This window comes from Kitasatospora sp. NPDC098652 (genome assembly GCF_044760155.1).
Taxonomy (GTDB): Bacteria; Actinomycetota; Actinomycetes; order Streptomycetales; family Streptomycetaceae; genus Kitasatospora.
In genome coordinates, this window is sequence record NZ_JBIWAQ010000003.1 from 98,506 (window position 1) to 125,293 (window position 26,788).

Annotated in this window: 18 protein-coding genes and 1 pseudogene; 8 read left to right on the plus strand and 11 right to left on the minus strand. The window is 74.7% G+C overall.

Annotated elements, in window-relative coordinates; all coding sequences use genetic code 11:
* The first annotated feature begins 168 nt into the window (after positions 1 to 168).
* Together ACIQWA_RS08475 and ACIQWA_RS08480 are read left to right on the plus strand one after the other, a co-directional pair.
* Complete coding sequence (locus tag ACIQWA_RS08475) at positions 169 to 1,089, plus strand: NADP-dependent oxidoreductase (protein WP_402479891.1); 921 nt, start codon at positions 169 to 171, stop codon at positions 1,087 to 1,089.
* Between the two features lie 193 nt (positions 1,090 to 1,282).
* On the plus strand, positions 1,283 to 2,326 hold the full coding sequence (locus tag ACIQWA_RS08480; RefSeq protein ID WP_402479893.1) for a LacI family DNA-binding transcriptional regulator: 1,044 nt from the start codon (positions 1,283 to 1,285) through the stop codon (positions 2,324 to 2,326).
* A gap of 227 nt (positions 2,327 to 2,553) precedes the next feature.
* Here ACIQWA_RS08480 and ACIQWA_RS08485 read toward each other — a convergent pair whose 3' ends face one another.
* Entirely contained in the window at positions 2,554 to 5,535 is a 2,982-nt protein-coding gene (locus ACIQWA_RS08485) for a glycoside hydrolase family 48 protein (protein ID WP_402479896.1), read from the minus strand.
* A gap of 441 nt (positions 5,536 to 5,976) precedes the next feature.
* Here ACIQWA_RS08485 and ACIQWA_RS08490 point away from each other — a divergent pair, with 441 nt between their 5' ends.
* Both ACIQWA_RS08490 and ACIQWA_RS08495 read left to right on the plus strand, forming a co-directional pair.
* Positions 5,977 to 7,977: a glycoside hydrolase family 6 protein gene (locus tag ACIQWA_RS08490; RefSeq protein WP_402479899.1), complete on the plus strand. Its 2,001-nt coding sequence runs from the start codon at positions 5,977 to 5,979 to the stop codon at positions 7,975 to 7,977.
* A gap of 72 nt (positions 7,978 to 8,049) precedes the next feature.
* On the plus strand, positions 8,050 to 9,609 hold the full coding sequence (locus ACIQWA_RS08495) for a cellulase family glycosylhydrolase (protein ID WP_402479902.1): 1,560 nt from the start codon (positions 8,050 to 8,052) through the stop codon (positions 9,607 to 9,609).
* A gap of 59 nt (positions 9,610 to 9,668) precedes the next feature.
* Here ACIQWA_RS08495 and ACIQWA_RS08500 read toward each other — a convergent pair whose 3' ends face one another.
* The 3 genes and pseudogenes from ACIQWA_RS08500 to ACIQWA_RS08510 form a co-directional block, all read right to left on the minus strand.
* Positions 9,669 to 10,712, minus strand: coding sequence for a LacI family DNA-binding transcriptional regulator (locus ACIQWA_RS08500; protein ID WP_402479905.1), 1,044 nt, complete (start codon positions 10,710 to 10,712; stop codon positions 9,669 to 9,671).
* A 262-nt stretch (positions 10,713 to 10,974) separates the two neighbouring features.
* On the minus strand, positions 10,975 to 11,481 hold the full coding sequence (locus tag ACIQWA_RS08505; RefSeq protein WP_402479906.1) for an alpha/beta hydrolase fold domain-containing protein: 507 nt from the start codon (positions 11,479 to 11,481) through the stop codon (positions 10,975 to 10,977).
* A 38-nt stretch (positions 11,482 to 11,519) separates the two neighbouring features.
* A pseudogene (locus tag ACIQWA_RS08510) lies at positions 11,520 to 12,011 on the minus strand (alpha/beta hydrolase fold domain-containing protein); the annotation flags it as partial.
* A gap of 66 nt (positions 12,012 to 12,077) precedes the next feature.
* On the opposite strand from ACIQWA_RS08510, the gene ACIQWA_RS08515 reads away from it, so the two are divergent.
* Positions 12,078 to 14,135, plus strand: a complete 2,058-nt coding sequence (locus tag ACIQWA_RS08515) for a beta-galactosidase trimerization domain-containing protein (RefSeq protein WP_402479909.1) — start codon at positions 12,078 to 12,080, stop codon at positions 14,133 to 14,135.
* Positions 14,136 to 14,157: 22 nt separating this feature from the next.
* Here ACIQWA_RS08515 and ACIQWA_RS08520 read toward each other — a convergent pair whose 3' ends face one another.
* Positions 14,158 to 15,387, minus strand: coding sequence for an ROK family protein (locus ACIQWA_RS08520; protein ID WP_402479912.1), 1,230 nt, complete (start codon positions 15,385 to 15,387; stop codon positions 14,158 to 14,160).
* A 12-nt stretch (positions 15,388 to 15,399) separates the two neighbouring features.
* Positions 15,400 to 16,830: a xylulokinase gene (gene xylB / locus ACIQWA_RS08525; protein ID WP_402479913.1), complete on the minus strand. Its 1,431-nt coding sequence runs from the start codon at positions 16,828 to 16,830 to the stop codon at positions 15,400 to 15,402.
* 96 nt (positions 16,831 to 16,926) lie between these two features.
* Between xylB and xylA the strand changes: the two genes are divergently transcribed.
* Both xylA and ACIQWA_RS08535 read left to right on the plus strand, forming a co-directional pair.
* A complete protein-coding gene (gene xylA, locus ACIQWA_RS08530) occupies positions 16,927 to 18,099 on the plus strand; it encodes a xylose isomerase (protein ID WP_402479916.1) in 1,173 nt (390 codons plus the stop codon).
* A gap of 133 nt (positions 18,100 to 18,232) precedes the next feature.
* Positions 18,233 to 18,832 (plus strand): PadR family transcriptional regulator, encoded by a 600-nt coding sequence (locus tag ACIQWA_RS08535; RefSeq protein ID WP_402479919.1) that lies wholly within the window; start codon positions 18,233 to 18,235, stop codon positions 18,830 to 18,832.
* 22 nt (positions 18,833 to 18,854) lie between these two features.
* On the opposite strand, the gene ACIQWA_RS08540 is transcribed toward ACIQWA_RS08535, so the two are convergent.
* Together ACIQWA_RS08540 and ACIQWA_RS08545 are read right to left on the minus strand one after the other, a co-directional pair.
* Complete coding sequence (locus tag ACIQWA_RS08540; protein ID WP_402479922.1) at positions 18,855 to 19,685, minus strand: SGNH/GDSL hydrolase family protein; 831 nt, start codon at positions 19,683 to 19,685, stop codon at positions 18,855 to 18,857.
* Positions 19,682 to 20,083 (minus strand): nuclear transport factor 2 family protein, encoded by a 402-nt coding sequence (locus ACIQWA_RS08545; RefSeq protein WP_402479924.1) that lies wholly within the window; start codon positions 20,081 to 20,083, stop codon positions 19,682 to 19,684. Before ACIQWA_RS08545 ends, ACIQWA_RS08540 begins: the two co-directional genes overlap by 4 nt.
* A gap of 192 nt (positions 20,084 to 20,275) precedes the next feature.
* Between ACIQWA_RS08545 and ACIQWA_RS08550 the strand changes: the two genes are divergently transcribed.
* Complete coding sequence (locus tag ACIQWA_RS08550) at positions 20,276 to 20,929, plus strand: GPP34 family phosphoprotein (protein WP_402479927.1); 654 nt, start codon at positions 20,276 to 20,278, stop codon at positions 20,927 to 20,929.
* A 16-nt stretch (positions 20,930 to 20,945) separates the two neighbouring features.
* Here ACIQWA_RS08550 and ACIQWA_RS08555 read toward each other — a convergent pair whose 3' ends face one another.
* From ACIQWA_RS08555 to ACIQWA_RS08565, 3 genes are all read right to left on the minus strand, one after another.
* Positions 20,946 to 22,931: a TIM-barrel domain-containing protein gene (locus ACIQWA_RS08555; RefSeq protein WP_402479930.1), complete on the minus strand. Its 1,986-nt coding sequence runs from the start codon at positions 22,929 to 22,931 to the stop codon at positions 20,946 to 20,948.
* Positions 22,932 to 23,070: 139 nt separating this feature from the next.
* The gene (gene yicI, locus ACIQWA_RS08560) at positions 23,071 to 25,353 is read right to left on the minus strand and encodes an alpha-xylosidase (RefSeq protein WP_402479932.1); all 2,283 of its coding nucleotides are present in this window, start codon (positions 25,351 to 25,353) and stop codon (positions 23,071 to 23,073) included.
* Positions 25,350 to 26,774 carry a GH1 family beta-glucosidase gene (locus tag ACIQWA_RS08565; RefSeq protein WP_402479935.1) on the minus strand — a complete coding sequence of 475 codons (1,425 nt, stop codon included), beginning with the start codon at positions 26,772 to 26,774 and terminating at the stop codon, positions 25,350 to 25,352. Before ACIQWA_RS08565 ends, yicI begins: the two co-directional genes overlap by 4 nt.
* Positions 26,775 to 26,788 lie beyond the last annotated feature (14 nt).

Below are 26,788 nucleotides of genomic sequence, written 5' to 3' on the forward strand. Positions count from 1 at the left end.
AGGGCCGCCCGGCGGGGTGGTGGGGCGGGGGGGGGGGGGCGGGCCCCCCCCGCCGGCCCCCCCCCCGCGGCGGGGCGGGGGGGGGCGGCCATGGGGGGCCCCCGGGCCCCCGCCGCACCCGCCCCGGGGTGCACGGGGCCGGCCCATCGCCCCCCTGGAGGTCCGTACATGCGCGCGGTGACCTACGACTCCTACGCCCCGGACAACTCCCGGCTCCGGTACGGCGAGGTGCCCGATCCCAAGGTCGGCCCCGGCCAGGTGCTGATCCAGGTCCGGGCCGCCTCCGTCAACCCCGTCGACTGGAAGGTCATGGCGGGCGGACTGGACCCGATGATGGACACCGTCTTCCCCGCCGTCCCCGGCTGGGACGTGGCGGGCGTGGTCACCCGCACCGGCCCGGACACGCCCGAGTTCGCGCCCGGGGACGAGGTGATGGCGTACGCCCGCAAGGACGTGGTGCAGGCCGGCACCTTCGCCGAGTACGTCGCGGTCTCCGCGCCCGCGGTGGCGCGCAAGCCCGCCTCGCTCAGCTGGGAGCAGGCGGGCGGCCTGCCGCTGGCGGGCCTGACCGCGCTGCGCAGCCTGCAACGCCTGGAGGTCGGCCCCGCCGACGTGCTCCTGGTGCACGGCGCGGCGGGCGGGGTGGGCAGCCTCGCCGTGCAGCTCGGCCGCGACCGCGGGGCCCGGGTGATCGGCACCGCCTCGGAGCGCAACCACGACTTCGTGCGCAAGCTCGGCGCCGAGCCGGTGACCTACGGAGAGGGGCTGGCCGAACGGGTGCGCGCGCTGGCACCCGGCGGCGTCTCCACCGTCGCGGACTTCGTCGGCGGCCAGCTGGAGACGACGCTCGCCGTGCTCGCCGACGGCGGCCGTCATGTCTCCGTCGCCGATCCCTCGGTGACCCAGCACGGCGGCGCGTGGATCTGGGTGCGCCCGGACGGCGCCGCGCTCGCCGAGCTGGCCGCGCTGGCGGACCGCGGCGCCCTGACCGTGGAGGTCGCGCAGACCTTCCCGCTGGAGCGGACGGCCGACGCCTTCGACGCCAGCCGCACCGGCCACACCCGCGGGAAGCTGGTCATCGTTCCCTGACGGGCCCGAGAGCCCTGCGGCCGGCCCCGGAACCGCCCTCCAAGGGCGGTTCCGGGGCCGTTCCCGGTCGGTGGAGCATCCGGTGACGCGCTTCTTGACGGCGTCCGGGCCGTGCGCGATGGTGACCTGACGCGGCGTAGCGGGCGACGCGCCCTTCCCCCACCCCTCCACCCGACCGGTGAGGACCCCTCCCATGCCGAAGCCCGCCTCCGACCTGTCCGCCCCCGCCGCAGCCCCCGCCACAGCCCCTGCCGCAGCCGCGCCCGCCACCCTGGCCGAGGTCGCCCGGCGGGCCGGCGTCTCCACCGCGACCGCCTCCCGGGTGCTGAACCGCTCGGCGCCCGTCTCGCCGCCCGTGTCCGCCCGGGTGATGGCCGCCGCACGGGAGCTGGCGTACGTGCGGCGCCGTGCTCCGCGCGGGCGGGGCACCGGCGTGGTGGCCGTGGTGGCCTTCGCCGATCCGGTGCGCTACCACACCGACCCGTTCCACCTCCGGCTGCTGGCGGGGCTGCGGGAGGCCGCGGCGGGGCTGGAACTCGAGGTGGCGGTCTTCACCGTCCCCGGGAGCGCGCAGCGGCCCGCCCTGCTGCGGCACCTGTGCGGCGGGCACGTGGACGGCGTGCTGCTCGTCGGCGCGTGGGAGACGCTGGAGTTGCCGCGCCTGCTGCGGGCCGCGGGCGTGCCGGCGGTGTCCGTCGGCCGTCCGCCGGGCGCGGGCACGGTGGCGTACGTGGACGCGGACAACCTGTGCGGCGCCCGCGACGCCGTGCTGCGGCTGTGCGCGTCCGGACGGCGGTCGGTGGTGACCATCGCCGGACCGCCGGACACCGCCGTGGGCGCGGACCGCCTGGCGGGCTACCGGCAGGCGCTCGCCCAGGCCGAGACGGCGGTGGGGCCCGAGGTGGCCTACGGGGACTTCTCCGGTGCCTCCGGCGAGCACGCTATGCTGCGGCTGCTGCGCCGGCGCCCGGCCCTGGACGCGGTGTTCGCCGCCTCCGACCCGATGGCCCTGGGCGCCCTGCGCGTGCTGAAACGGCTCGGGCACCGGGTGCCCGAGCAGGTCGCGGTGATCGGTTTCGACGACGCCCCGGCCGCGGCCCGGGCCCGGCTGTCCACGGTGCGCCAGCCGGTCGAGCAACTCGGCGCCCGGGCCCTGGAGATGCTGCTGACCCGCCCGGACCGCTCGGCGTCCCTGGTGCTGCCGACCACCCTGGTGCTGCGCGACTCGGCGGGCTGAGGGGCCGGGCGTGGTGGGGGGGGGGGCGGGGGGGGGGGGGCCCGCCCCCCCCCCCGGGGGGGGGGGGGGGGGGCCCCCCCCGGGGCCCCCCCGGGCGGGGGGGCGGGGCGGGGGGGCGCCCCCCCCCCCGGGGGGGGGGCCGGGCGGGGGGGGGGGGGGGGGGGGGGGGGGGGGGGGGGGGCGGGGGGCGCCCGCCCCCCCCCACCACCGCGGTGCGGGTGCGGGCGTCAGCCGCCCGGGTTCACCGTCGGGAAGAGCTGGGCGAAGGTGTCGAACGCCGTGGCGATGTCCGCCTCGGCCCAGAACCGGTGGTAGTTGAACACCGGCGCCGGGCCGCCGTTCAGGTAGGACTGGACCTTCGACCACTGCGGGTCGCCGGTGTACCAGGGCCGGATGGACAGGAAGGTGTTGGTGGCCGAGCTGAGCTTCGTGCCGTCCGGGTACGTCCCGCTCCAGCCCGGCGGGAGGTAGACCCCCTGGTGGGTGGCGGGGTCGTACGCCTGGGTGAAGCGGCTGTAGTCGGTGCGGGTCTCCGGGGCCGAGTAGCCGAGCGGGTCGGCGTACTTGGCGTGGATGATGTCCAGGATGTTCTGGGCGAACCTCTGCGCGGTGCCGTCGCCGGCCTTCGCCGCGTAGTACGAGAGGGTCTTGGCCAGCGAGCCGGCCACCCCGAGGTCGGTGAGCGCGCCGGTGGCCTTCACGTGCAGGCCGGTGTTGGCGCCCGGTGCGGTGGCGTTCCAGGTGTCCGGAGCGCCGGTCCAGGTGAGGACGTCGGGCGTGGTCAGGGTGCCGGTGGCCGGGTCCGCCTTGCTGACCGAGATCGCCCACGGGACCCACTTGGCCAGCACGCCCTTGGCCCTGGCGTCGCCGGTGGCGTAGTAGTACTCGGCCACCCGCTCCATCGACCAGGTCTGGAAGCCGAACCACTGGTTGCTGGGCGGGTCGTGGTACTCCGGCTGCCAGTCGTAGGCGAGGCCGTAGAACGTCGGGTTGCCGGCCGGCGGCGCGCCGTCGTCGCCGTAGTTCCCGCCCCAGCTGTTGGTGGCGCCGCCCGCGATCCCGCCCTCGGTGGACTGCAGCCACTGGTAGAACTGGAGCTGCTTGTCCAGGCTGCCGGACCAGTCCGCCGCCGCGCTGGGCGACTTGGGCGTGAGCGCCGGGTCGGTGGACAGCGCCCAGGCCGCCATCGGGTTCTGGTAGCCCTGGTGCGCGGCCGAGCCGGAGATCCGCCAGGACCAGGACCCGCCGGTGTCGCCGCCCCAGGCGAAGTACCAGGTCAGCAGGCCGAGTTGCTCGTCGGCCTTGCCGGTGCCGGCCGGGCAGGTGCTCGACCCGTTGCAGTTGCCGGCGCGCTTGAAGTACTTGTCGTAGAGCGAGTAGCGCAGGAAGTCCCCGAGCTTGGACGCCTTGGCGACGGTGCCGCTGATCGCCGCGCTCCTGTTCTGCGCCGTGGCGAAGGTCCGGGCCCAGTAGGCGACCTGGACCAGGCGGGCGTCCGCGTCCGGCGCGTCGGTGTACTTGTACTGCTTGGAGTAGTTCCCGCCGCCGTCGTTGAAGAGGCTGAGGAAGCCCGAGCCGGAGGCGCCGTACTTCAGCACGTCGCAGTCGGGCTGCGGGACGGTCTCCCAGACCGACTCCTGCGGGCCGCGCTGGTAGGTGTTGATCAGGCTCGGCTTGGTGGTGCCGTCCTCGCAGCGGCCGAAGCCGTACTTGTTGTCGGTGTCCATGATCCAGGCGGGCGCGTACACGTCCGGGCTGCCGTAGGCGGTGGAGAGTTCACCGGCCAGCGGGTCCGTGCCGACCGGGACGGAGGAGTTCAGCTTCACCGGGTACTGGTCCGGCTGGGCCTTCTCCGGGCCGTAGGTGGCCGGCTTGGACGGGTTGTAGGTGCCCTGGCCGGGCTGGTCGGCGTGCCCGGGGATCATGTACGTCTCCAGGCTGGTCCAGGCGTTGTTGAACCCGGTCCAGTCGCCGGTCACCCGGCCGTAGTCGGCCTCCAGCCAGAGCCAGTAGCTGTAGGTCTCCGACGTGGTCTCGTGGCCGTAGTCGGGCGCCTCGACCATCAGCGTCTCCACCGAGTGGTACGGGATGCCGAGCGGGCTGAAGTAGCCGTTCGCCGGGTTCTTCATCTTGCTGTAGAGGTCGAGGAAGTACTGGTCGTACCCCGAGCTCTTCGCCGCCTCGGTGACGGTGACGGCCGACGAGCCGTAGCCGGTGGCGGTCGCGGTGAAGGTGGCGCTGCCGCCCGCCTGGGTGGCGTCCGTACCGGCCGCGACGGTCACCGTCTGCGGGGTGTTCCAGGTGGCCGGGGTGAAGGTGAGGCTTCCGCCCGAGGTGACCGACAGGTCGGTGTCGGCGCCGGAGCGGGTCACCGTCACCGTGACGGGGGCGGCCGGGGCCTGGGAGAGGGCCACCGTGAAGGCGCCGCTGGAGCCCTGCTGGACCGCCAGGGTGCTCGGGTTGACCAGCAGGCTCGGTCCGGCCACCTTGACCGCGACCGGGGCCGAGGTGGTGGTCGCGCCCAGGTTGTCGGTCGCGACGGCGGTCAGCGAGTAGTCGCCGGCCGGCACGTTCGCCCAGTTCAGCGTGTAGGGCGCGGTGGTGGCGGTGCCGACCGGGCTGTTGTCGCCGGGGCCGGTGCTGGCGTAGAAGTCCACCTTGGCCACGGTGCCGTCCGCGTCCGCGGCGGTCGCCGCGAGCGGCACGGTCGAGCCGGGGGTGAAGGTCGTGCCCGCCGCCGGGGAGGTGAGCGAGACCGTCGGCGGCTGGTTCGGCCCGCGGCAGACGGTGCCGTTGAGGGTGAAGGTGGTGGGGGCGGTGTTGGTGCCGGTGTAGGTGAAGTTGGCGCTGGTGGTGTAGGTGGCGCCGGGGTTGATGGTGGGGGCGTAGCTGGGGTTGATGGCGGTGACGGTGTGGCCGGTCTGGGTCCAGGTGCCGTTCCAGCCGTTGGTGAGGGTCTGGGTGCCGGTGTAGTCGTAGCTGAGGGTCCAGCCGTTGACGGGGGTGGTGCCGGTGTCGGTGATGGCGAGGTTGGCGGTGAATCCGCTGCCCCAGTCGTTGGCGGTGTAGCTGACGCCGCAGGACACCCCGGCGGTGGCGGCGGACGCCGGGGCGGTGAGCGCGCCGCCGGTCGCCGCCGCCAGGGCGAGGGCGCTGAGTGCGGCGACGGTGGGAACGGGCGCGCGGGAGCGCAGGGTCTTGCGTGGCATGCACGGGCCTCCGGATCGGGTGGGAGGAAGCAGGGGCCGGCGTCCTCCGGCCCCGCGTGGCGCAGGGTTCCGCGGGTGAACGGCCCGGCAAACCCCGCCGCGCGCCGCCCGGTCCGGCCCCCGTCCGCCACCCCGCCGCCGACCAGCGGGGACGTCCGTACCCGGGTCGGGGCGTCGGCGGGAAAGTTTCACGGCCCTGCCAACTCCCGTGGGAGCGCACCCATTTAACCCTCGGGCCTGCGCGTCGGAGCTCTTGACGGGCCAGCTGCGGCCTGGCTTCATGTGACTCAGGCAGCGGCGAAAGCCGTCTGCCGGAATATGGAAGCGCTCCCATCACACGCTCCGTCCCGGCTGCAGGCCCGGGCGCCCCGGACCCCGACCGCAGCGTCCGACCCGGCACCCAACCCCCGGGCCCACCACCCCACCCGAAGGGACCCGACCGTGCCACTCTCCGCCCTCCGCCGACTCCGAACAGCGGCCGTCGCGACCGCGCTCGGCGTCTCCGCCCTCGTCCCGGTCGCCGGCGCGCAGGCCGCGCACGCCGCCACCGCCCGCCCGGTCAACCCGTTCGTCGGCGCGACCGGCTACCTCAACCCGGACTACACCGCCCAGGTCAGCGCCCAGGCCGCCGCCGACGGCGGCACCCTGGGTGCCGCCGAGGCGCAGGTGGCGAACAACTCCACCGCCGTCTGGATGGACCACATCGGCGCCATCGCCGGCGACAACGGCCGGCTCGGCCTGCGCGGCCACCTCGACCGGGCCCTGGCCCAGGCCGCCGCCGGCAGCACCCCCGTGGTCCTCCAGGTCGTCGTGTACGACCTGCCCGGCCGGGACTGCGCCGCCATCGCCTCCAACGGCGAACTCCCCGCCACCGCCGCCGGCCTGGCGACGTACCAGAGCCAGTACATCGACCCGATCGCGGCCGTCCTCGCCGACCCGAAGTACGCCTCGCTGCGGATCGCCGCGATCATCGAGCCGGACTCGCTGCCGAACGCCGTCACCAACCAGAGCAAGCCGGCCTGTGCCACCGCGACCCCGCTCTACGAGGCCGGCATCGAGTACGCGCTGAACAAGCTGCACCCGATCGGCAACGTCTACAACTACCTGGACATCGGCCACTCGGGCTGGCTCGGCTGGCCCACCAACATGGTCCCGGCGGGCCAGGAGTACGCCAAGGTCGCCAAGGCCACCACCGGCGGATTCGCCAGCGTGGACGGCTTCATCAGCAACACCGCCAACTACACCCCGCTCAACGAGCCGTACCTGCCCGACCAGAACCTCCAGGTCGGCGGGCAGCCGCTGAGGTCCGCCAACTTCTACCAGTGGAACCCGGACTTCGACGAGTACAACTACGCCGGCCAGATGTACTCGACCATGGTCTCCAACGGCTTCCCGAGCACCGTCGGCTTCCTGGTGGACACCTCGCGCAACGGCTGGGGCGGCAGCGCCCGGCCCACCGGGGTCAACAGCACGCCGACCACGGTCGACGGCTACGTCGCCGCCAACAAGGTGGACCAGCGCGTCTTCCGGGGCAACTGGTGCAACGTCTACGGCGCGGGCATCGGCGCCCGTCCGCAGGCGCAGCCCTTCGGGTCGGCCAGCCCGATCATCGCCTTCCTGTGGGTGAAGCCGCCGGGCGAGTCGGACGGCGACTACCCCTCGGCGACGCACCCGCACGGCGACCCGCACTGCGACCCGGCCGGGACGCAGAGCGACGGCAACGGCAACACCTACCCGACCAACTCCTTCCCCGGCGACAACGTCAAGGCCGGCCAGTGGTTCGGCGCCCAGTTCCGGCAGCTGGTGCAGAACGCCTACCCGGCCCTCGGCGCCTCCACCGGCGGCGGTGACACCACCCCGCCGAGCACCCCGGCCGGGCTGACCGTCACCGGCACCACCGCGACCGGCGCCTCGCTCTCCTGGACGGCCGCCACCGACAACGTCGGCGTCGTCGGCTACCACGTCTACCGCGACGGCGCCAAGGTGGGCACCGGCACCGGCACCACCTACTCCGACACCGGCCTGTCACCCGCCACCGCCTACCGCTACACCGTCGACGCCTTCGACGCCGCCGGCAACACCTCACCGGTCTCCGCGGCCGTCACCGCCACCACCGCGAGCACCGGCGGCGGGACCGGCAGTGGCTGCACCGCGAGCTACTCCGTGGCCAACGACTGGGGCTCCGGCTTCGGTGCCAACGTCACGGTGACCAACACCGGCAGCACGCCCACCACGTCCTGGAAGGTCACCTGGACCTGGCCGGGCAACCAGCAGGTGACCAACGGCTGGAACGCCACCGTGACCCAGAGCGGCGCCGCCGTCTCCGCCGTCAACGCGGGCTACAACGGCACGATCGCGGCCGGCGGCAGCACCGGCTTCGGATTCCAGGGCAGCTACTCGGGCGCCAACACCGCTCCGACCCTCAGCTGCACCGCGGGCTGACCCGCACCCCTCCCCCACCCGGGCCGGCCGGTCCCACCCGCCGGCCGGCCCGGCTTCCACCGGAGCCGCCCCATGATTGCCCGAGCCGTACGCGCCTCCCGTGCCCCTCACCGCCCGCACGCCTCCCTGTTCGCGACGGCGGCCGTCGCCGCCGGCGCGCTGGCCGGCGCCCTGCTGCTACCGCCCGGTGCCACGTCCGCCGCCACCGCCGGGGTGTCCTGCGGCGTCAGCTACACCGCCAACGACTGGGGCAGCGGATTCACCGCCAACCTCGCCATCACCGACACCGGCACCACCCCCGTCAACGGCTGGACCCTCAGCTACGACTACACCGGCACCCAGACCCTCACCAACGGCTGGAACGGCACCTGGACCCAGACCGGCCACACCGTCACCGCCACCAACCCCAGCTACGCCCCCACCATCAACCCCGGCGCCACGTACACCACCAGCGCCAACTTCACCTACACCGGCACCAACACCGCCCCCACCACCTTCACCCTCAACGGCACCGTCTGCCGCGGGCCGTCCGGCCCTCCGACCACGCCGCCGACCACACCACCCAGCACCCCGCCGACCACACCGCCGACGTCCCCGCCCCCGACCACCCCGCCGCCGGGCGGTCCGGCCCCGGCCCTGCACGTGGCGGGCAACCAGCTCCAGGACCCGAGCGGGCGCACCGTCACCCTGCGCGGCGTCAACCGCTCCGGCGCCGAGTTCGCCTGCGTCCAGGGCAAGGGCCTCTTCGACGGGCCCGTGGACCAGACGTCGATCGACGCGATGCGCGCCTGGCACGTCACCGCCGTCCGCGTCCCGCTCAACGAGGACTGCTGGCTCGGCCTGCCGAACGTCCCGGCCGCCTACGCGGGAAGCACCTACATCGAGGCGGTCAAGTCCTACGTTGCGCTGCTGCACCGCAACGGGCTGAACACCGTCCTCGACCTGCACTGGACCGACGGCGTCTACACCGGCAACTCCTCGGCCTGCTCCACCGCGACCGCCACCTGCCAGAAGCCCATGCCGGACGCCGCGAACGCCGTCCCGTTCTGGCGCTCGGTGGCCACCGCCTTCAAGGGGGACGGCGCCACCGTCCTCGACCTGTTCAACGAGCCCTACCCCTCCCGCGCCACCGGCGGCACGGACAGCGGCTGGGCCTGCTGGCGGGACGGCGGCACCTGCCCGGGCATCGACTACCCGGTGGCCGGGATGCAGTCCCTGGTGGACGCCGTGCGCGGCACCGGCGCGGACAACGTCCTGATGCTCGGCGGGATGGAGTACGCCAACGACCTCACCGGGTGGCTCAGCCACCGGCCGACGGACCCGCTGCACCAGCTGGCGGCCTCCTGGCACTCGTACAACTTCAACGCCTGTGCCTCGTCGAGCTGTTGGGACGTTCAGGTGGCCCCGGTGGCGGCGGCCGTCCCGGTGGTCGCCGGGGAGCTGGGCGAGAACGACTGCGCCTCCGGGTACCTGGACACCCTGCTGCCCTGGCTGGACCGGCACGGGATCTCGTACCTGGCGTGGACCTGGAACACCTGGGACTGCTCCAACGGCCCCTCGCTGATCTCGGCCTACGACGGCACCCCGACCGCGTACGGGGCGGGCTACCGGGCCCACCTCGCGGCCGGCTGAGCTCCTACCGCAACGGTGCCGGGGCCCGCCAAGGGCCCCGGCACCGGGCTGTTCCCCGGTCAGGCCGAGTCGCGCACCACCAGCTCGGTCGCCATGACCAGCTGGCGCCGCGCCCTGCCCGGTTCGGCGATCTGCTCCAGCAGCTGGCGGACCATCGCCCGCCCCATCTCCTGGGTCGGCTGCCGCACGGTGGTCAGCGGCGGATCGGTGTGCCGGGCCACGATCGAGTCGTCGAAGCCGACCACCGCGACGTCCTGCGGCACCCGGCGGCCCGCCGCCCTGAGCGCCTGCAGGGCCCCCGCGGCCAGGACGTCCGAGGCGCAGAAGACCGCGTCCACCCCGGGCTCGCGCTCCAGGAGTTCGGCCATCGCGGCGCGGCCCCCGCTCTCGGTGAAGTCGGCCACCGCGACGAGTTCCGGCAGCGTCCCGGCCTCGCTCTCGGCGAGCGCCGCCCGGTACCCCGCGAGGCGGGCCTGCGCGCCCTCCATGTCCAGCGGGCCGGTGACGGTCGCGATCCGGCGGCAGCCGCGGCGCAGCAGGTGGCGCACGGCCATCCGGGCGCCGCCCGCGTTGTCGGCCGCCACGTAGCTGAGCGGCTCGTGCTCGCCGCGGCGGCCGGCGAGTACGGCGGGGATGCCGAGCTCCTCCAGCATGACCGGCAGGGGGTCGTCCTGGTGCACGGCGACCAGCAGCACGCCGTCCACCCGGTCGGCCCGCAGATAGGCCGACAGGCGCTCGTGCTCGCGCTGGTCGCGTACCAGGACCAGGAGCAACTGGAGCTGGGTGGAGGAGAGTTCGGCGGAGACCCCGCTGATGATGTCGGCGAAGTACGGCTCCGAGAACAGCCGCGTCTCGGCCTCCGGCACCACCAGGGCGATCGCGTCGGTACGCGAGGTCGCCAGTGCGCGGGCCGCCCGGTTGGGCACGTACCCCAGCTCCGCCACGGCCCGCTCCACCGCCGTGCGCGCCTTCTCGCTGACCCGCGGCGATCCGTTGATCACCCGGGAGGCCGTGCCCCGGCCGACCCCGGCCAGCGCGGCGACCTCCTCCAGGGTCGGCCGGGCGGCCGGTCCGCCGGCGGGTCGCCCCGCGCTGTCGTTCATTCTGACGTCCCGTCCTGTTCTGCCCGGTCCTCCCGAGCTCCGCGGGGGTTCCGGCGCGAGACCCGCTCGGCCGGCGCCACCCCCTCGACACATTACCGCGCCGGACCGCGCCCTTCCGGCCACCGCCTTGGGAGCGCTCCCATGCTGCCTTCACGGTAGCCGCAGAACCGGTCCGACGGCCAGATCCGGGCAGGGGCCACTGGGGAAGCGTGCCGGGGAGGGCCTACCGGGAGCCTGCTACGTGAGGCCGATGGTGGGGCATTCATCCCTTATGGGTGGGGTGCTCCGCCGGGGCCGCGGCGCCGTCGGCGAGCACGGCGGCGAGGAAGTCGAGCGAGCGGTCGACCTCTCCAAGCGACGAGTTGCGGTTGAGGTGACCGTGCGTCATGCCCGCGGCCAGGTAGGACCGTACGCCGACGCCCACCTCGGCCAGCTGTCGTTCCAGGAGTTCACCCGAGGGCCTCAGGTCGTCGTACTCGGCGACCACGATGGCCGTCGCGGGAAGACCACGCAGGTCCGCGGCTCCGGGCATCGCCGACGGGGGCAGGTCGCTCAGGCGCCCCACGTAGTTCCGCACCATGGACTCGATCCCCTCGGTGGTGAACCGCAGGAGCGGCGGAAGCGCCTCCATCTCGACCCGGGTGTCCGCGTCCAGCGCCGGGTTCGGGAAGTGCGCGAAGGGATAGGCGAGCAGCAGGGCGTCCGGGCGGCGTTGGCCCAGGTCGCGGAGCCGGAGCGCAGCCGCAGGGTTTCGCCGAGCCAGCGCCATGCGGCGTGGGCGTCGTCGACGGGGACCGGGTAGTGCGTACCGTCCACGGCCCGGCGGTAGTCGACCGACACCACCAACGCGCTTGCCCGGGTGGAGAGTTCGGCGGACACCTGGTGCGCTTCGGGCATGTCGAGGTCGCCGCCCTGGAACCCGCCCCCGTGCAGCCACAGCAGCGCGCGGCCGGGCTCGGTGGCGGGGGTGTAGATCCGGATCGGGATCCGCCCGTGGGGGCCCGGCACCGTGCGGTCCTCCACCGAGACGTCCGGGGCGGTCCACTCGCCGGGATCGCGGAGGTACTCCCCCAGCCGCGCCGCGGCCTGCGGGTCGCTCTGGACCTGCGGCCAGTCGAGGCCGTCGAGAAGGTGCACCTTGTCGGCGAGAAAGGGGTCGAGGGGCATGCGGGCGCTCCAGAGATGGGGCCGGCGGCTCGGCGCCGAGCTGGCAAGAGATCCCATGTCCGAGAGGGGAACGGAAGAACCCGGCTCACCGGCGAGAGGCCGGAGCCCGGCCCAAGTCCCCTTCTCCGTCATGGATTTTGAGCCTCATTCTGCAAAACCCCTGGACTCTGCCACACCTGGCTCCTATAAATCCATCCCATGACCCAGGGACATGTGAACGCTCTCAACCCTGCTCGCTTCCCCCGGCGCACCGTACACCTGGACTTCCACACCGGCCCCGATGTCCCCGACGTCGGCCGGGACTTCGACCCGGCGACCTTCGCGCAGCCCTTCCGCGACGCCCACGTCGACAGCGTCACCGTCTTCGCCAAGTGCCACCACGGCCACCTCTACTACGGGACCGACCGTCCCGAGCGCCACCCCGGCCTCTCCCCCGACCTGGACCTGCTCGCCGAACAGGTCGACGCCCTGCACGCGGCCGGCATCCGCGCGCCGATCTACCTGTCCCTCCAGGTCGACGAGTACGCGGCCCGCGAACACCCTGAGTGGGTCGCCCACGACGAGAACCTCAAGATCGCCCGCTGGACCCCTTCCGCCCTCGAGGCGGGCTGGAACATCCTCGACCTGTCCAGCCCCTACGCCGACTACTTCGCCGACCAGTTGGACGAGGTGCTGCGGCGCTTCGCCCCCGTCGACGGGATCTTCGTCGACATGTGCTGGAGCCAGCCGAGCCTGAGCCGCTGGGCCGTCGACGGGATGCGCAGGGAGGGCCTGGACCCGGCCGACGCCGACCACCGCATGCGCTACGCGGACCTGGTGGCCCACCGCTACATGGCCCGCTACACCGCGATGGTGGAGAAGGCCCTGCCGCCGGAGGCCGTCCAGGGCGTCTACTACAACGGCCGCCCGAAGACCGGGCTGCCGAAGGAGCGGCAGTTCCTGCGGCACGTCGAGATCGAGGGCCTGCCCACCGGAGGCTGGGGCTACGCCTTCCTCCCGTACGTGGCCCGCTTCGTCCGCCCGCTGGGGATGCCGACCCTCAGCCACACCGGGCGCTTCCACGAGAGCTGGGGCGACAACGCCGCCCTCAAGCCACGGGCGGCGCTGCTCTACGAGAACAGCCAGATGCTGAGCCACGGCCTGACCAGCGGCGTGGGCGACGTGCTGCATCCGCGGGGCGTGCCGGCCCCGGCCGTGTACGAGCTGATCGGCTCGGTCTACGGCCACATCGCGCGGTGCGAGCCGTTCGTCGAGGGCGGACGGGTCGTCAGCGAGGTCGCCCTGGTCGTCGACCCCGGCCTGGGGGACCGCCCCGGCGCGAGCAACATCGGCGCCGTCCGGGCGCTCCAGCAGCTGCGGGTCCAGTTCGACGTCGTCCCGCCGACGGCCGACCTGGCCGGGTACCGGGCCGTCGTGGTGCCGGAGAGCACCCCCGTCGACGACGACCTCTCCGAGCGCCTGGCCGCGTACCGCCGGGCCGGCGGGGCGGTGGTGCTGGTCGGGCCCGCGCTGCTGCGGGGCGGCACGGAGCCCGCGCTGCTGCGGGGCGGCACGGAGCCCGCGCTGCTGCGGGGCGGCACGGAGCCCGCGCTGCCCGGCCTCCCGGTGGAGGGCTTGGCCCCGGCCCCGGCCGGTGAGGTGTTCCTCGCCTGCGAGGGCGTCCCCGGTGTCCCGGAGGACTTCCCGGTGATCAGCCACGGCTCCCGGCTGACCGCCCGCGCGATGCCCGGCGCCGAGGTGCTGGCCCGGGTCGTCGCGCCGTACTTCCCGCGCTCCTGGGACCGCTTCTGCGGCCACTCCTACACGCCGCCGGCCGACCCGACCGAGGAGGTGGCCCTCGCCGTCGGCGGCGGGGTGGCCGCGGTGGCCGTCCCGCTGCTGGAGGCGTTCCACGACCACGGCCTGGAACCGTACCGCCGGCTGCTCGGCGCCGCCCTGGACCGGCTCCTGCCGGACCCGCTGGTCCGCGCGGGCGGGCCGGTCCACCTGGAGACCACCGTGGTACGGACCGACACCGCCACGGTGGTGCACCTGACCAGCTTCGTCCCGTCCCGGGAGACCCCCGAACTGGACCTGGTGCACGACCCGTTCCCGCTGGTCGACGTGCCCGTCTCCCTCCGGCTCGCCGCGGCGCCGCGCTCGGTGCGGCTGCAGCCCGCCGGGCAGGAGCTGGCCTGGGAGCACGACGGCGGGTACGTCCACGTGCGGGTCACCACCGCGGACGGGCACGCGATGGTCGTGGTCGAGCACGACTGACCCGTGCCGCGCGGGCTCCTGGTCAGGCGGCGGGGAGCAGCGTCGGATCGGCCATGATGCGCCGGACCGTCGTCAGCGCCGCGCCGAGCAGGGGCCCGCGCCGCCCCAGGGCGGCCGGGCGCAGCGCCTCCTCGGCCCAGGGCCGTACGGTGACGCGCTCGGCCAGCTCGGCGCGGACGGCGGGCAGCAGCCATCCGGCGAGTTCGGCGTAGGCGCCGCCGAGGACGAGGCGGTCCGGGTCGATGAGGTCGACGGCGGAGGTGAGGGCCAGGCCGAGGGCGCGGCCCGCGCGCTCCAGCGCCGCCAGGGTCGGCGGGTGCCCGGCCGCCGCCCGTTCGGCGAGCAGCGCGACCGGGTCGCCGGTGCCCGCGCCGTCGTGCTGTGCGAGGCCGGCCTCGCGCAGCACGGCCGCCTCGCCCGCGTACTGCTCCAGGCAGCCCCGGGCGCCGCAGGGGCAGCGGGGGCCGTCCGGGTGGACGGGGATGTGGCCGAGTTCCCCGGCGAAGCCGCGGGCGCCCCGGAACAGCCGCCCGTCGATGACCAGGGCGGCGCCGATCCCGGCCCCGGCGGAGACGTGGACGAAGGTCTCCACCGGGTTCCCGGCGTTCCAGTACTCGGCCAGCGCCCCGAGGTTGGCCTCGTTCTCCGGCTCAGGCACGGTGTCCGGGTCCGGCCAGTGGTCGGCGAGCCGGACGCCGTGCCAGCCGAGGTTGGGCGCGCGCTCCAGCAGTCCGCGCGGCGTGTTGGGGACCACCCCGGGGACGGCCAGGACGCGGCCCGCGACGCGCAGTCCGAGGGCGGCGGCCTCGGCCTGGGCCTCGTCGGCCAGTGCGGCGAGGTCCGCCAGGACGGCTTCGGCGGGCCGGCCCGCGTTGGCCCGTTCCACCCGGCGCCACACCCGCGGTTCGCCGCGCAGGTCGGCCACGCAGGCGCCGAGGTGGGTGACGCCGATCTCCAGTCCGAGGCCCGCCGGGCCGTCGTCGGCCATGGTGAGGGCGCGTCCGGGCCGGCCGACCCGTCCGCTGGCGGTGGCCGCGGCCTCGGTCACCGCTCCGCGGCCGATCAGCTCGTCGACGAGCGAGGAGACGGCGGCCCTGGTCAGTCCGACGCGCCCGGAGACGTCCGCCCGGGAGAGCGGGCTGTGTGCGGCGACGGCGGCGAGGACGACCGAGAGGTTCTGCCGCCGCATGTCCTGCAGCGAGGCGGGCCCGTGCTCCGCTCCCCTGCTCGCCGCCCTGCCGACCGCCGTCACGCGCTGCCCCTCCTACCGGTCCTCGGCCGGGGCGCCCTGCAAGGCCCCGGCCCGTCGCAGGGTATCGCCGATCCGCGCGAGCGCGTCCTCGTCCCGCTTCACCGGCTCCAGCACCGGGCCCCGGGCCGTCCGCCAGCGGCGCGCCACTTCGTCGGCCTGCTCGCCGGTGAGCAGCGCGGCGGCCTGGGCGGCCGCGCCGAGTGCGACCAGTTCCCGGGCCTCGGGCACCTGGACGGCCCGGCCGGAGAGCCGCAGCACGGTCCGCTGCCAGGCCCGGCCCCGGGCGCCGCCGCCGATGAGCAGCAACGGCTCCTCGCCCGCCGGGTCGGCGCCGCCGGCGCTCAGCACGCCGTCCAGGGCGGCGAGCAGGGCGTGGGCGGCGCCGTCGTAGGCGGCCTGGAGCAGCTGGCCCGGGGTGGTGTCGTGGCGCAGCCCGTGGACGAGGCCGGAGGCGCCCGGGAGGTCGGGGGTGCGCTCGCCGTCCAGGTAGGGCAGGACGACGGCGGTGCCGCCCTCCTCGACCTCCTCGCGGCCTCGCCCGAGGAGGGCGGCGAAGCGGTCGACGGCGAGGGTGCAGTTGAGCGTGCAGGCGAGCGGCAGCCAGTGGCCGAGGGCGTCGGCGAAGCCGGCTACGGTGCCGCTCGGGTCGGCTGGCCGGGTGCGGCCGACGGCGTAGACGGTGCCGGAGGTGCCGAGGCTGAGCACCGGCTGACCGGGCGGCAGGCCGAGCCCGAGGGCGGCGGCCATGTTGTCCCCGGTGCCGGTGGCCACGGCGGCGCCCTCCCGCAGCGGCGTGCCGGGGCGGACGGTACCGGCGCGGGCACCCGGCGCGAGGACCCGGGGCAGCAGGGCCGGGTCGAGCCCGATGCGGGCGAGCAGGTCGTGGTCGTAGCCGTCCGGGCCCCACCAGCCGGTGCCGGAGGCGTCGCCCCGGTCGGTGACCGCCGCTCCGGTCAGACGCTCGGTCAGGAAGTCGTGCGGGAGGCGGACGGCGGCGGTCCGCTCGGCGGCGGCGGGCTCGTTGGCGCGCAGCCAGGCCCACTTGGGGGCGGTGAAGGCGGCGGTGGGGACGCTGCCGGTGCGGCGCGCGAGGTCCGCCGCGCCGATCGCGGCGGCGAGTTCGGCGGCCTGGGGCGCGGAGCGGACGTCGTTCCAGAGCAGCGCCGGGCGGACCGGCGCCCCGGCGGCGTCGAGGGTGACGAGGCCGTGCTGCTGGCCGGCGACCGAGACGGCGGCGGCGCGGTCGGCCCAGCCCGTCGCGGCGGCGGCCTCGCCGAGCGCCCGCCACCACTGCTCGGGGTCGCTCTCGCGGCCGGCTCCCGTGCTGACGGTGTGCGGGGCGCGCCCCTGGCCGAGGACGGTGCCGGTGTCGATGTCGACGGCGAGGGCCTTGGTGGACTGGGTCGAGCTGTCGAAGCCGATCACGACGCGTTGCTCAGCCATGCGTTCCTCCGGTACGGGGGTTCCTTCCGACGTCCCGGCATACTAATTTGTTGAGAGTCCTGACAAACACCCCTGGCACTCATCGGGAGCCGTTCCATGTCCAGTGACCCGCTCGTCCCCACCCCCGCGCACAAGTTCACCTTCGGCCTGTGGACCGTCGGCTGGCAGGGGCGCGACCCCTTCGGCGACGCGACCCGCCCCGCCCTCGACCCGGTCGAGACCGTGCAGCGGCTGGCCGGACTCGGCGCCTACGGCGTCACCTTCCACGACGACGACCTGATCCCCTTCGGCGCGGGCGACGCCACCCGCGAGGAGACCGTCAAGCGCTTCCGCAGCGCCCTGGACTCCGCCGGGCTGAAGGTCCCGATGGCGACCACCAACCTGTTCACCCACCCGGTCTTCAAGGACGGCGCCTTCACCGCCAACGACCGCGACGTCCGGCGCTACGCCCTGCGCAAGACCATCCGCAACATCGACCTGGCCGCCGAACTCGGCGCCTCGGTCTACGTCGCCTGGGGCGGGCGCGAGGGCGCCGAGTCCGGCGCGGCCAAGGACGTGCGCACCGCGCTGGACCGGTTGAAGGAGGCCTTCGACCTGCTCGGCGAGTACGTCGAGCAGCAGGGCTACGACCTGCGGTTCGCGATCGAGCCCAAGCCCAACGAGCCGCGCGGGGACATCCTGCTGCCCACCGTGGGCCACGCCCTGGCGTTCATCAACGCGCTGGAGCGCCCCGAGCGGGTCGGCCTCAACCCGGAGGTCGGCCACGAGCAGATGGCCGGGCTCAACTTCCCGCACGGCATCGCCCAGGCCCTGTGGCACGGCAAGCTGTTCCACATCGACCTCAACGGCCAGTCCGGCATCAAGTACGACCAGGACCTGCGCTTCGGCGCGGGCGACCTGCGCCAGGCGTTCTGGCTGGTCGACCTGCTGGAGTCGGCCGGCTACGACGGCCCGCGGCACTTCGACTTCAAGCCGCCGCGCACCGAGGACTTCGACGGCGTCTGGGCCTCGGCGGCCGGCTGCATGCGCAACTACCTGCTGCTGGCGGAGCGTTCGCGCGCCTTCCGGGCCGACCCGGAGGTCCGGGCCGCGCTCGCCGCGTCCCGTCTGCCCGAACTCGCCCTCCCCACGGCCGAGGACGGCCTGGCCGGGCTGCTGGCGGACCGCTCCGCCTTCGAGGAGTTCGACGTCGACGCCGCCGCCCGCCGCGGCATGGCCTTCGAGCAGCTGGACCAGCTCGCCCTGGAGCACCTCCTCGGCGCCCGCTGACCGGAACGGGTGCGCCGGCCGGGTCGTGCAGGCCGTACGACCCGGCCGGCGTGGCGGAGGCCGGTAGGAATACGCAACTTGTTGACTAATCGCATCGGTGGCCGCTGTCCCCGGCGCTCGCTAGGCTGTCGGCATGGCCCTGCGCAACGCGATCATGTCGACCCTCCTGGAGGGCGAGGCGTCCGGTTACGACCTGACGAAAGCCTTCGACGCGTCGGCGGCGAACTTCTGGATGGCCACCCCGCAGCAGCTCTACCGGGAGCTGGACCGAATGAAGGCCGAGGGGCTGGTCAGCGCCCGGGTCGTCGAGCAGGAACGGCGGCCGAACAAGCGGCTGTTCTCGCTCACCGAGGCGGGCCGCGCCGCCCTGCGGGCGTTCACGGCCACGCCGCCCCGGCCGTCCGCGATCCGGGACGAGCTGCTCGTCCAGGTGCAGGCCGTGGACGCGGGCGACCCGGAGGCCGTGCGCGCGGCGCTGCTCGAACGCCTGGTGTGGGCGCAGGCCAAGGTGGCCCGCTACGAGCGCCTGCGGGCGCGGCTGCTGGACGGGCGTTTCGAGGACGAGTACCTCGCCACGGCCGAGCGGATCGGGCCGTATCTGACGCTGATGCGCGGGCTGTCGTTCGAGCGCGAGAACCAGCGCTGGTGCGAGCAGGCGCTCGCCGTCCTGGACCGGAGGCGGGCCACCGCGCCGGCCCCTGCCGCTCAGGGGCCGGCGCAGGGCCCGGTCTGACGAATCCCGGGGCCCCGCCCGCTCAGTGCGCGGGCCGGGGTGCCTCGACGGGCCGCGGTGCCTCGACGGGCCGGGGTGCCTCGACGGGCCGCAGGTCCGGGCGCTTCGCCACCCGCCCGTCGCCGGAGGAGCGGCCGCGCAGGCGGCGCATCAGCCACGGCCCGAGGAAGGTGCCGATCCAGGCGGCCTCCTGGGCCGCTCGCCGCCCGGCCCCCGTCGCCGGGAGCGGCGGCAGCGGCTCGGCCCACCCGCCGTCACTGCCGGGCAGCGCCAGCGCCTCGGCCGCCGCGGCGGCGATGCCGGCGTGGCCGAGCGGGCTGGCGTGCAGCCGGTCCGCGCTCCACATGCGCGGATCGCTCGTCACCTCGTGCCGGAAGAAGTCGACGACCACGACCCCGCGGTGCTCGGCCGTGGCCCGGATGCGCGCGTTCAGGTCCAGCACCCGGGGGCGCAGTGCGCGGGCCGGGGGCGCGATCCGGCCGATGTCGGGGAAGGTGAAGGTGAGCACCCGTGCCCCGCTCGCCGTGAAGGCGGCGAACATCGCGTCCAGCTCCGCCACGGTCTCGGCCGCGTCGAAGCCCGGCCGCATCAGGTCGTTCATCCCGGCGACCACGCTGACCAGGTCCGGCCGCAGCGCGAGGGCGGGGGCAAGCTGTTCGGCCCGCACCTGGCCGGCGAGCCGGCCGCGGACGGCGAGGTTGGCGTAGCGCAGGCCGGGTTCGTGTGCGGCGATCGTCTCGGCCAGTCGGTCCGCCCAGCCGCGCCATCCGGCCGTCTCGTCACCGTCGCCCAGCCCCTCGGTCTGGCTGTCGCCGACCGCGACGTAGCGGTACGGGCCCGTCGTCGCGCTCACGCCTCGGACGCACCCAGCGCCTCGGCGGCGATCCGCTCGAACTGCGCGCCCATCGCGGTGGCGAGCGCCTGCGCGCCGGAGAGCGGGCGGACCATCACCGTGAACTCGTCGATCAGGCCGTCCTCGTCGAGGTGGAGGAAGTCGCAGCCGTGCACCTCGCGGCCGTCGACGGTGGCCTTGAAGACGAGGGCGTGGTCGCGGCCTTCGGGGTCGTTGATCTCGCGGACGTAGTGGAAGTCCTCGAAGACCCGGCCGACGGCGCGCAGGATCGCGGCGGTCATGGCCTTGCCCGGGTAGGGCTTGAAGGCGACGGGGCTGGTGAAGACGACGTCCTCGGCCAGGAGGGCCTCGATGGCGTCGTGGTCGTCGGCCTCGACGGCTGCGCGGAAGGGGTGCACGGGCGGGCTCCATAGTCAACAAATTGAATAGCTTGCCTGCGCGCGAGCCTAGCCTCCCGGTCCCGGCACTGTCGAGGGTGGCGTAGACGTACCCGGCGTCTCCGAGGCGGGCCGGGCGTGCTCCCGCAGGTGGAGGGCGGGTCCTCCCGCGGAGCGACGGCGAGCGGGGCGGCGCGCCGTATCGTCGGTCCCATGAGCCGAGGACTCCATCTGGACGCCTATCTGCTGGCCTTCGACACCCGGGCGCAGTCGTTGCAGGACCGCGCCCGGGCCGGGTTCCTGGTGCGGGCCGCCGCGCTGGCCGAGCTCGCGCACCGGGGCGCCGTCGACGAGGACGGGGCGGGCCGGGTACGGATCGTCTCCGCCGCTGCCACGGGGGACCCAGTGCTGGACGCCCTGATCGCGGAGGTGGCCGAGCGGCCGCGCTCCTGGAAGGCGTGGATCAGGCGCGGACGCGAGGACACCCTGGAGGCCGTCGAGGAGCTGCTCGCGGTGCTCGGTGCGGTGACGATGGCCGACCGCGACCCCTACGGCCCGGTCGCGCCGCACCGGGCGGTGACGGTGGACGATCCGCGCGAGGCCCTGGACCTCCAGCTGCGGGTGGCCGAGGTCGTCCGGGGCGGCGCCCCGGTCGCCGCGGTGCCGTTCGGCGACGCGGTCCTCGCGGCGCTGGCCGCCCACGGACACCTGCGGCTGGTGCTCTCGGGCCACGACCGCCGGTCCCACCGCGAGCGGATCGCCGCGCTCACCGCCCGGCTCGCCGAGGGAACCCCGGGCCTGGCGCGGGCAGTGCACGGGCTGAACCTGACCGTCGTCGCCGCCCAGGGCGGCATGGGCGGGAGCTGACCGGCCCCGGCCGGGGTCAGCGGAGCAGGCCCCCGACCTCGGCCCCTTCCCGGACGAAGACCGGGAGGCGTTCCAGCGGGGCGTCCGCGTCGAGCGTCGTCCCGCCCTCGGCGGCGCGGCCGGTGGCCGGGTCGAGCCAGCGGGCGCCGGAGGGCAGGTACACCCGGCGGGAGCGGGCGCCGGCCTGGTACACGGGTGCCACCAGCACGTCGGGGCCGAGCAGGAACTGGTCGTCCACGCCCCAGGCGCGTTCGTCCCCGGGGAAGTCGAAGAACAGCGGGCGCATCGGCGGGGCGCCGGTGCGGTGGGCGTCCTCGGAGAGCGTCCTCAGGTAGGGGCGCAGGCGTTCGCGCAGGGCCAGGTGGGCGCGCAGGATGCCGTACGCCTCCTCCCCGTACGACCAGACCTCGTTGGGCCCGCCGGTCATGTCGGTGGAGAAGGCCGGGAAGTTGGGCACGCGGTCCCCGTGCAGCCGCATGACGGGGCAGAAGGTGCCGTACTGGAACCACCGGATCAGCAGTTCGCGGTAGGCCGGGTCCTGCGGGTCGCCGCCGAAGAAGCCGCCGATGTCGGTGGTCCACCACGGGATGCCGCTCATCGCGACGTTCAGCCCCGCCCTGATCTGGCGCCCGAGGGAGTCGAAGGTCGTGGGGATGTCGCCGGACCAGAGCAGGGCCCCGTGGCGCTGGCTGCCCGCCCAGGCGGAGCGGACCAGCGACAGCGGCCGGTCCTCCCCCGCCGCGCGCAGTCCCTCGGCCACGCCACGGACGTGCTCCAGCGGGTAGAGGTTCGCGGCCTCGGCCGCCGACCCGGCCGCGTAGACGGCGCGCTCGGCGATGCCCGGGGGGAGGTCGGGTTCGCAGGCGTCCAGCCAGAAGCAGGCCACGCCCAGCGCACGGTAGTTGGCGTCCAGCCGCCGCCACAGCTCGGCGCGGGCCCCGGGGTGGGTGGCGTCGTAGTACGCCATCGGACGGCTCCCGCGTTCCTGCCCGCTGAACCGGGACGGCCAGGGGAAGGTGAGCAGGCCGCCGTCCGCGTCCCGGACGAGGTGCCCGGCCGAGCGCAGCCCGTCGAAGGCGTCGCTGTCGGGCTCGACGGTGGGCCACACCGAGACGGCGAGCTGCACCCCGAGGTCCGACAGCTCCTTGACCATGGCGGCCGGGTCGGGCCACTCGCTCTCCTCGAAGAGCCAGTCGCCCATCCTCGGCCAGTGGAAGAAGTCGCAGACGATGACGGACAGCGGCAGGCCCCGCCGCCTGTACTCCCGTGCCACGGACAGGAGTTCGTCCTGGGTGCGGTAGCGCAGCCTGGACTGCCAGAAGCCCGAGGCCCAGTCGGGGAGCAGGGGCGGGCGGCCGGTGGCCCGGGTGTAGGAGTCCAGGACCTCGGCCGGGGTGGCGCCGGCCGTGATCCAGTAGTCGATGCGCCCGCCGGCGTCGGCGGTCCACCGGGTGGCGTCGGCGCCGAGTTCGACGCGGCCCGTGGCGGGGTTGTTCCACAGCAGTCCGTAGCCGCGCGAGGAGTGCAGGAAGGGCACGGCCGCCACGGTGTTGGACTGGACGAGGTCGACCACGCATCCCTTCTGGTCCAGGCGCCCGTGCAGGTGCTGCCCCAGGCCGTGCAGCCGTTCGCCGTCGTACGCCGCGAAGGACTGCTCCGTCCGGCCGCCCGGTGCGTGGACGCGGGCGCCGGTGTGGTGCGCGAACGGGCTCCGCTCGGCGAGGAGCTCGCGGCCCGAGGCGGTGTCCAGGAACCTCAGGCGGCCGTCCGCCGTGGCCTCGACGGCGATGCGGCCGTTGACCAGGCGGGCGCCGCCGTCCTCCGAGACGGACGGCTCGGCCGGCGGGCACGGCGACGGGGCCTCCAGGGCGCCGGGGGCGGCGGGGTCGATCGTCCCGGACGCGGCGCGCACCCGCAGGGCGTCCGGCCCCCAGGGCTCGATGCGCAGGACCTCTGCGCCGGTGTGCCGTTCCAGGCCGCCCGCGCGGATGCGGTAGGACATGGGTGGTTCCTCCGTTCATGTGGCCGACGGGTGCGGGCGGACGCCCGGGGTGGTGCTTCCGGGAACGGCCGCGGCGGCTGTCCCGGCGACCGGGCCGGGTAGGGCGGTTCGGCCTCAGGCCGGGTAGGGCAGTTCGGCCTCAGGCCGGGTAGGGCAGTTCGGCCTCACGGGTTCCGGCCGGGCTGACGTGCAGGGCGCCGTCCGGGCCGCCGAGGCGCAGCTGCCAGGGGTGCGGGCTGTCGGTGGTCACCCGCAGGCGGTCGCCGGTGCGGCACACGTGGAAGCGGGCCGTCTCGCCGACGCCGTCGGAGCGGGGGATGACGACGGTGCGCTCGGCGCCGTCGGCGAAGGCGTGGACGCGAAGTTCCACGCCCTCGGCCCAGGCGGAGACCGGGTGCCGGTCCTCCGCGCCGAACGGGATGACGGAGTCGGGGCGGGCGAGCAGCGGCAGGGTGTGGAAGCCGTGGTGCTCGCGCACCCAGCGCGGGCCGGTGATCCGGTCGCCGGTCAGGACGTTGGTCCAGATCCCCTCGGGCACGTAGTACTCGACCGTGCCGTCCTCGGTGAACACCGGGGCGACGAGCAGGTCGTCGCCGAGCAGGTACTGCCGGTCGAGCGCGGCCGCGGCCGGGTCGTCCGGGAACTCCAGCACCATCGCGCGCATCACCGGGACACCGGTGGCGTGCGCCTGCTGGGCGGCGCGCTGGAGGTAGGGCGCCAGCCGGTGCTTGAGCAGGGTGAACTCCCGGGTGACCTCGACGGCCTCCTCGCCGAACTCCCACGGCACCCGGTAGGACTTGCTGCCGTGCAGCCGGCTGTGCGAGGAGAGCAGGCCGAACTGCGCCCAGCGCTTGAAGACCGCCGGGGTCGGGGTGCCCTCGAAGCCGCCGATGTCGTGGCTCCAGAAGCCGAAGCCGGACAGGCCCAGCGAGAGTCCGCCGCGCAGCGACTCCGCCATGGCGTTGAAGTGCGATTCGCAGTCGCCGCCCCAGTGCACCGGGTACTGCTGGCCGCCCACGGTGGCGGAGCGGGCGAACAGCAGCGCCTCCCCCTCTCCGCGCACCTCGCGGAGCAGGTCGAAGACCGCCCGGTTGTACAGCTGGGTGTAGTAGTTGTGCATCCGCTCCGGGTCGGAGCCGTCGTGCCACACCACGTCGGTGGGGATGCGCTCGCCGAAGTCGGTCTTGAAGCAGTCCACGCCGATGTCCAGCAGGGCGCGCAGCTTGCCGGTGTACCAGTCGCGGGCGGCGGGGCTGGTGAAGTCCACCAGGGCCATGCCGGGCTGCCACAGGTCCCACTGCCAGACGCTGCCGTCCGGGCGGCGCACCAGGTGGCCCTCGCGCACGCCCTCGGCGAACAGCTCCGACTTCTGCGCGATGTACGGGTTGATCCACAGGCTGATCCGCAGCCCCTGTTCCTTGAGCCTGGCGAGCATGCCCGCCGGGTCCGGGAAGGTGTCCTGGTCCCAGCGGAAGTCGCTCCACTGGTACCCGCGCATCCAGAAGCAGTCGAAGTGGAAGACGCTCAGCGGGATGCCGCGTTCGGCCATGCCGCCGACGAAGCGGTTGACGGTGGCCTCGTCGTAGTCGGTGGTGAAGGAGGTGGTCAGCCACAGGCCGAGCGCCCAGGCCGGCGGCAGCGCGGGGCGGCCGGTGAGGGCGGTGTAGCGCTCCAGGATCTGCTTGGGGGTCGGGCCGTGGACGACGAAGTACTCCAGGGACTGGTCCTCGACGCTGAACTGCACCTGGCCGACGGCTTCGGAGCCGATCTCGTAGCTGACCCTGCCGGGGTGGTTGACGAAGACGCCGTAGCCCCGGTTGGTCAGATGGAACGGGACGTTCTTGTACGCCTGCTCGCTGCTGGTGCCGCCGTCCGCCTGCCAGACGTCCACCACCTGGCCGTTGCGGGTGAACGGGGTGAACCGCTCCCCCAGGCCGTAGACCAGCTCGCCGACGCCCAGCGCGAGCTGTCCGAGCATGTGGTGACGGCCTTCGGCGTCGGTGACGAAGCCGGTGCCGCGCTCGCCCGCCGTGGTGAGCACCCGGCCGCCGGCGGAGAACTCCAGCTGCCAGGGCCCCGCCGTGTTCACCCTCAGCGTCAGTTCGCCGGAGCTCAGTTCCACCACGTCGCCGTCCCGGTGGACCTTGCCGCTGCCCGGTGCGGAGCCGGGCAGCGCGAACTCCGGGCCCCGTTGCACCGAACCGGCGTGGTGGGTGGCGCGCACCCCGATCACGCCCTCGGCCGGGGACCAGCACTCGACGGTCAGCAGCGGGCTGTTGAGGGTGTCACCGCGGCCTCGCACGTGCCGGACGGGCGCGTAGAGGGTCATCCGGTCCTCGCCGGTGCGGACGTCGGCGACCTCGGTGGCGTAGCGCGCGGTGACGCCCGGACGCATCAGCCAGTAGCCGTCGGTGAACTTCATCGGGCGGTTTCCTCCGTCCGCGCGCGGTGCGCGGTGATCAGGCCCCGGTACCAGTGGTAGCTGTCCTTGGGGGTTCGGGTCAGGGTGTGGTAGTCGACGTGGACGAGGCCGAAGCGCTGGTCGTAGCCGCGGGCCCACTCGAAGTTGTCCAGCAGGGACCACACGTAGTAGCCGCGTACGTCGACCCCGGCGGTGACGGCGTCGGCGACGGCGGCGAGGTGGCCGGCCAGGTAGTCGATCCGTTCCGGGTCGTGGACCCGGCCGTCGGGGGTGAGGCTGTCGGCCTCGGCGGAGCCGTTCTCGGTGATCCACACGGGCGGGAGCCGCGGGTAGCGGGCGTGCAGCCCGGTGAGCAGCTCGGTGAACGCGGACGGGACGACGGGCCAGCCCATGGTGGTCTGCCGGGTGCCGTACGGGTCGGTCTCGGCGACGCCGATGTCCACGGCGGTGCGCAGGGCGGGATCCTCCTGGCGGTGGGGGGCGGCCGTGACGGTGACCGGCCGGTAGAAGTTGACGCCGAGGAAGTCCAGCGGGGCGCCGATGAGTTCGAGGTCGCCGGGCCGGCGCCACGGGCCGTCGGCCAGGCCCTGCCAGGTCTCGGCCTCGTGCTCGGGGTAGCGCCCGGCGAACAGCGGCTCGGTCCACACCTCGTTGTGGAGCACCTCGGCCCGGCGCAGGGCGGCGAGGTCCTCGGGGCGGTCGGAGGCGGCGTGCAGGCGGTCGAGGTTGAGCGTGATGCCGACCTCGCGGGCGCCTGCGGCGCGCAGCTCCCGGACGGCCAGGCCGTGGGCGACCAGCAGGTGGTGGGCGGCCACGAGTGCGCCCCGGCCCTCCCGGGCACCGGGCGCGTGCCGGCCCTCGGCGTGGCCGACGAAGGCGGAGCAGAACGGCTCGTTGAGGGTGATCCAGCGCTCGACCCGGTCCCCGTAGCGGTCGGCCGCCACGTTCGCGTACTCGGCGAACGCCTCGGCCGTCCGGCGCACCCGCCAGCCGCCCGCCGCGGCGGAGCCGCCGTTCGACGGAGTCTCCAGGGCCTGCGGCAGGTCCCAGTGGTAGAGGGTGACGGCGGGCGCGATCCCGGCGGCCAGCAGGTCGTCGATCAGCCGGTCGTAGAAGTCGAGGCCCTTCCGGTTGACCGCACCGGTGCCCTGCGGCAGCAGGCGCGGCCAGGAGATCGAGAAGCGGTAGCCGTCGACGCCGAGCCCGCGCAGCAGGGCGACGTCCTCGCGGTGGCGGTGGTAGTGGTCGCAGGCGGTGTCGCCGGTGGCGCCGCCGAGGGTGCGGCCGGGGGTGTGGCTGAAGGTGTCCCAGATGGACGGGCCCCGGCCGTCCTCGTCGTGGGCGCCCTCGATCTGGTAAGCGGCGGTGGCGGCGCCGAACCGGAAGCCGGGGGGCAGCTGCGGGAATCCCGGGGCACTCATGCGGCGCTCCTCAT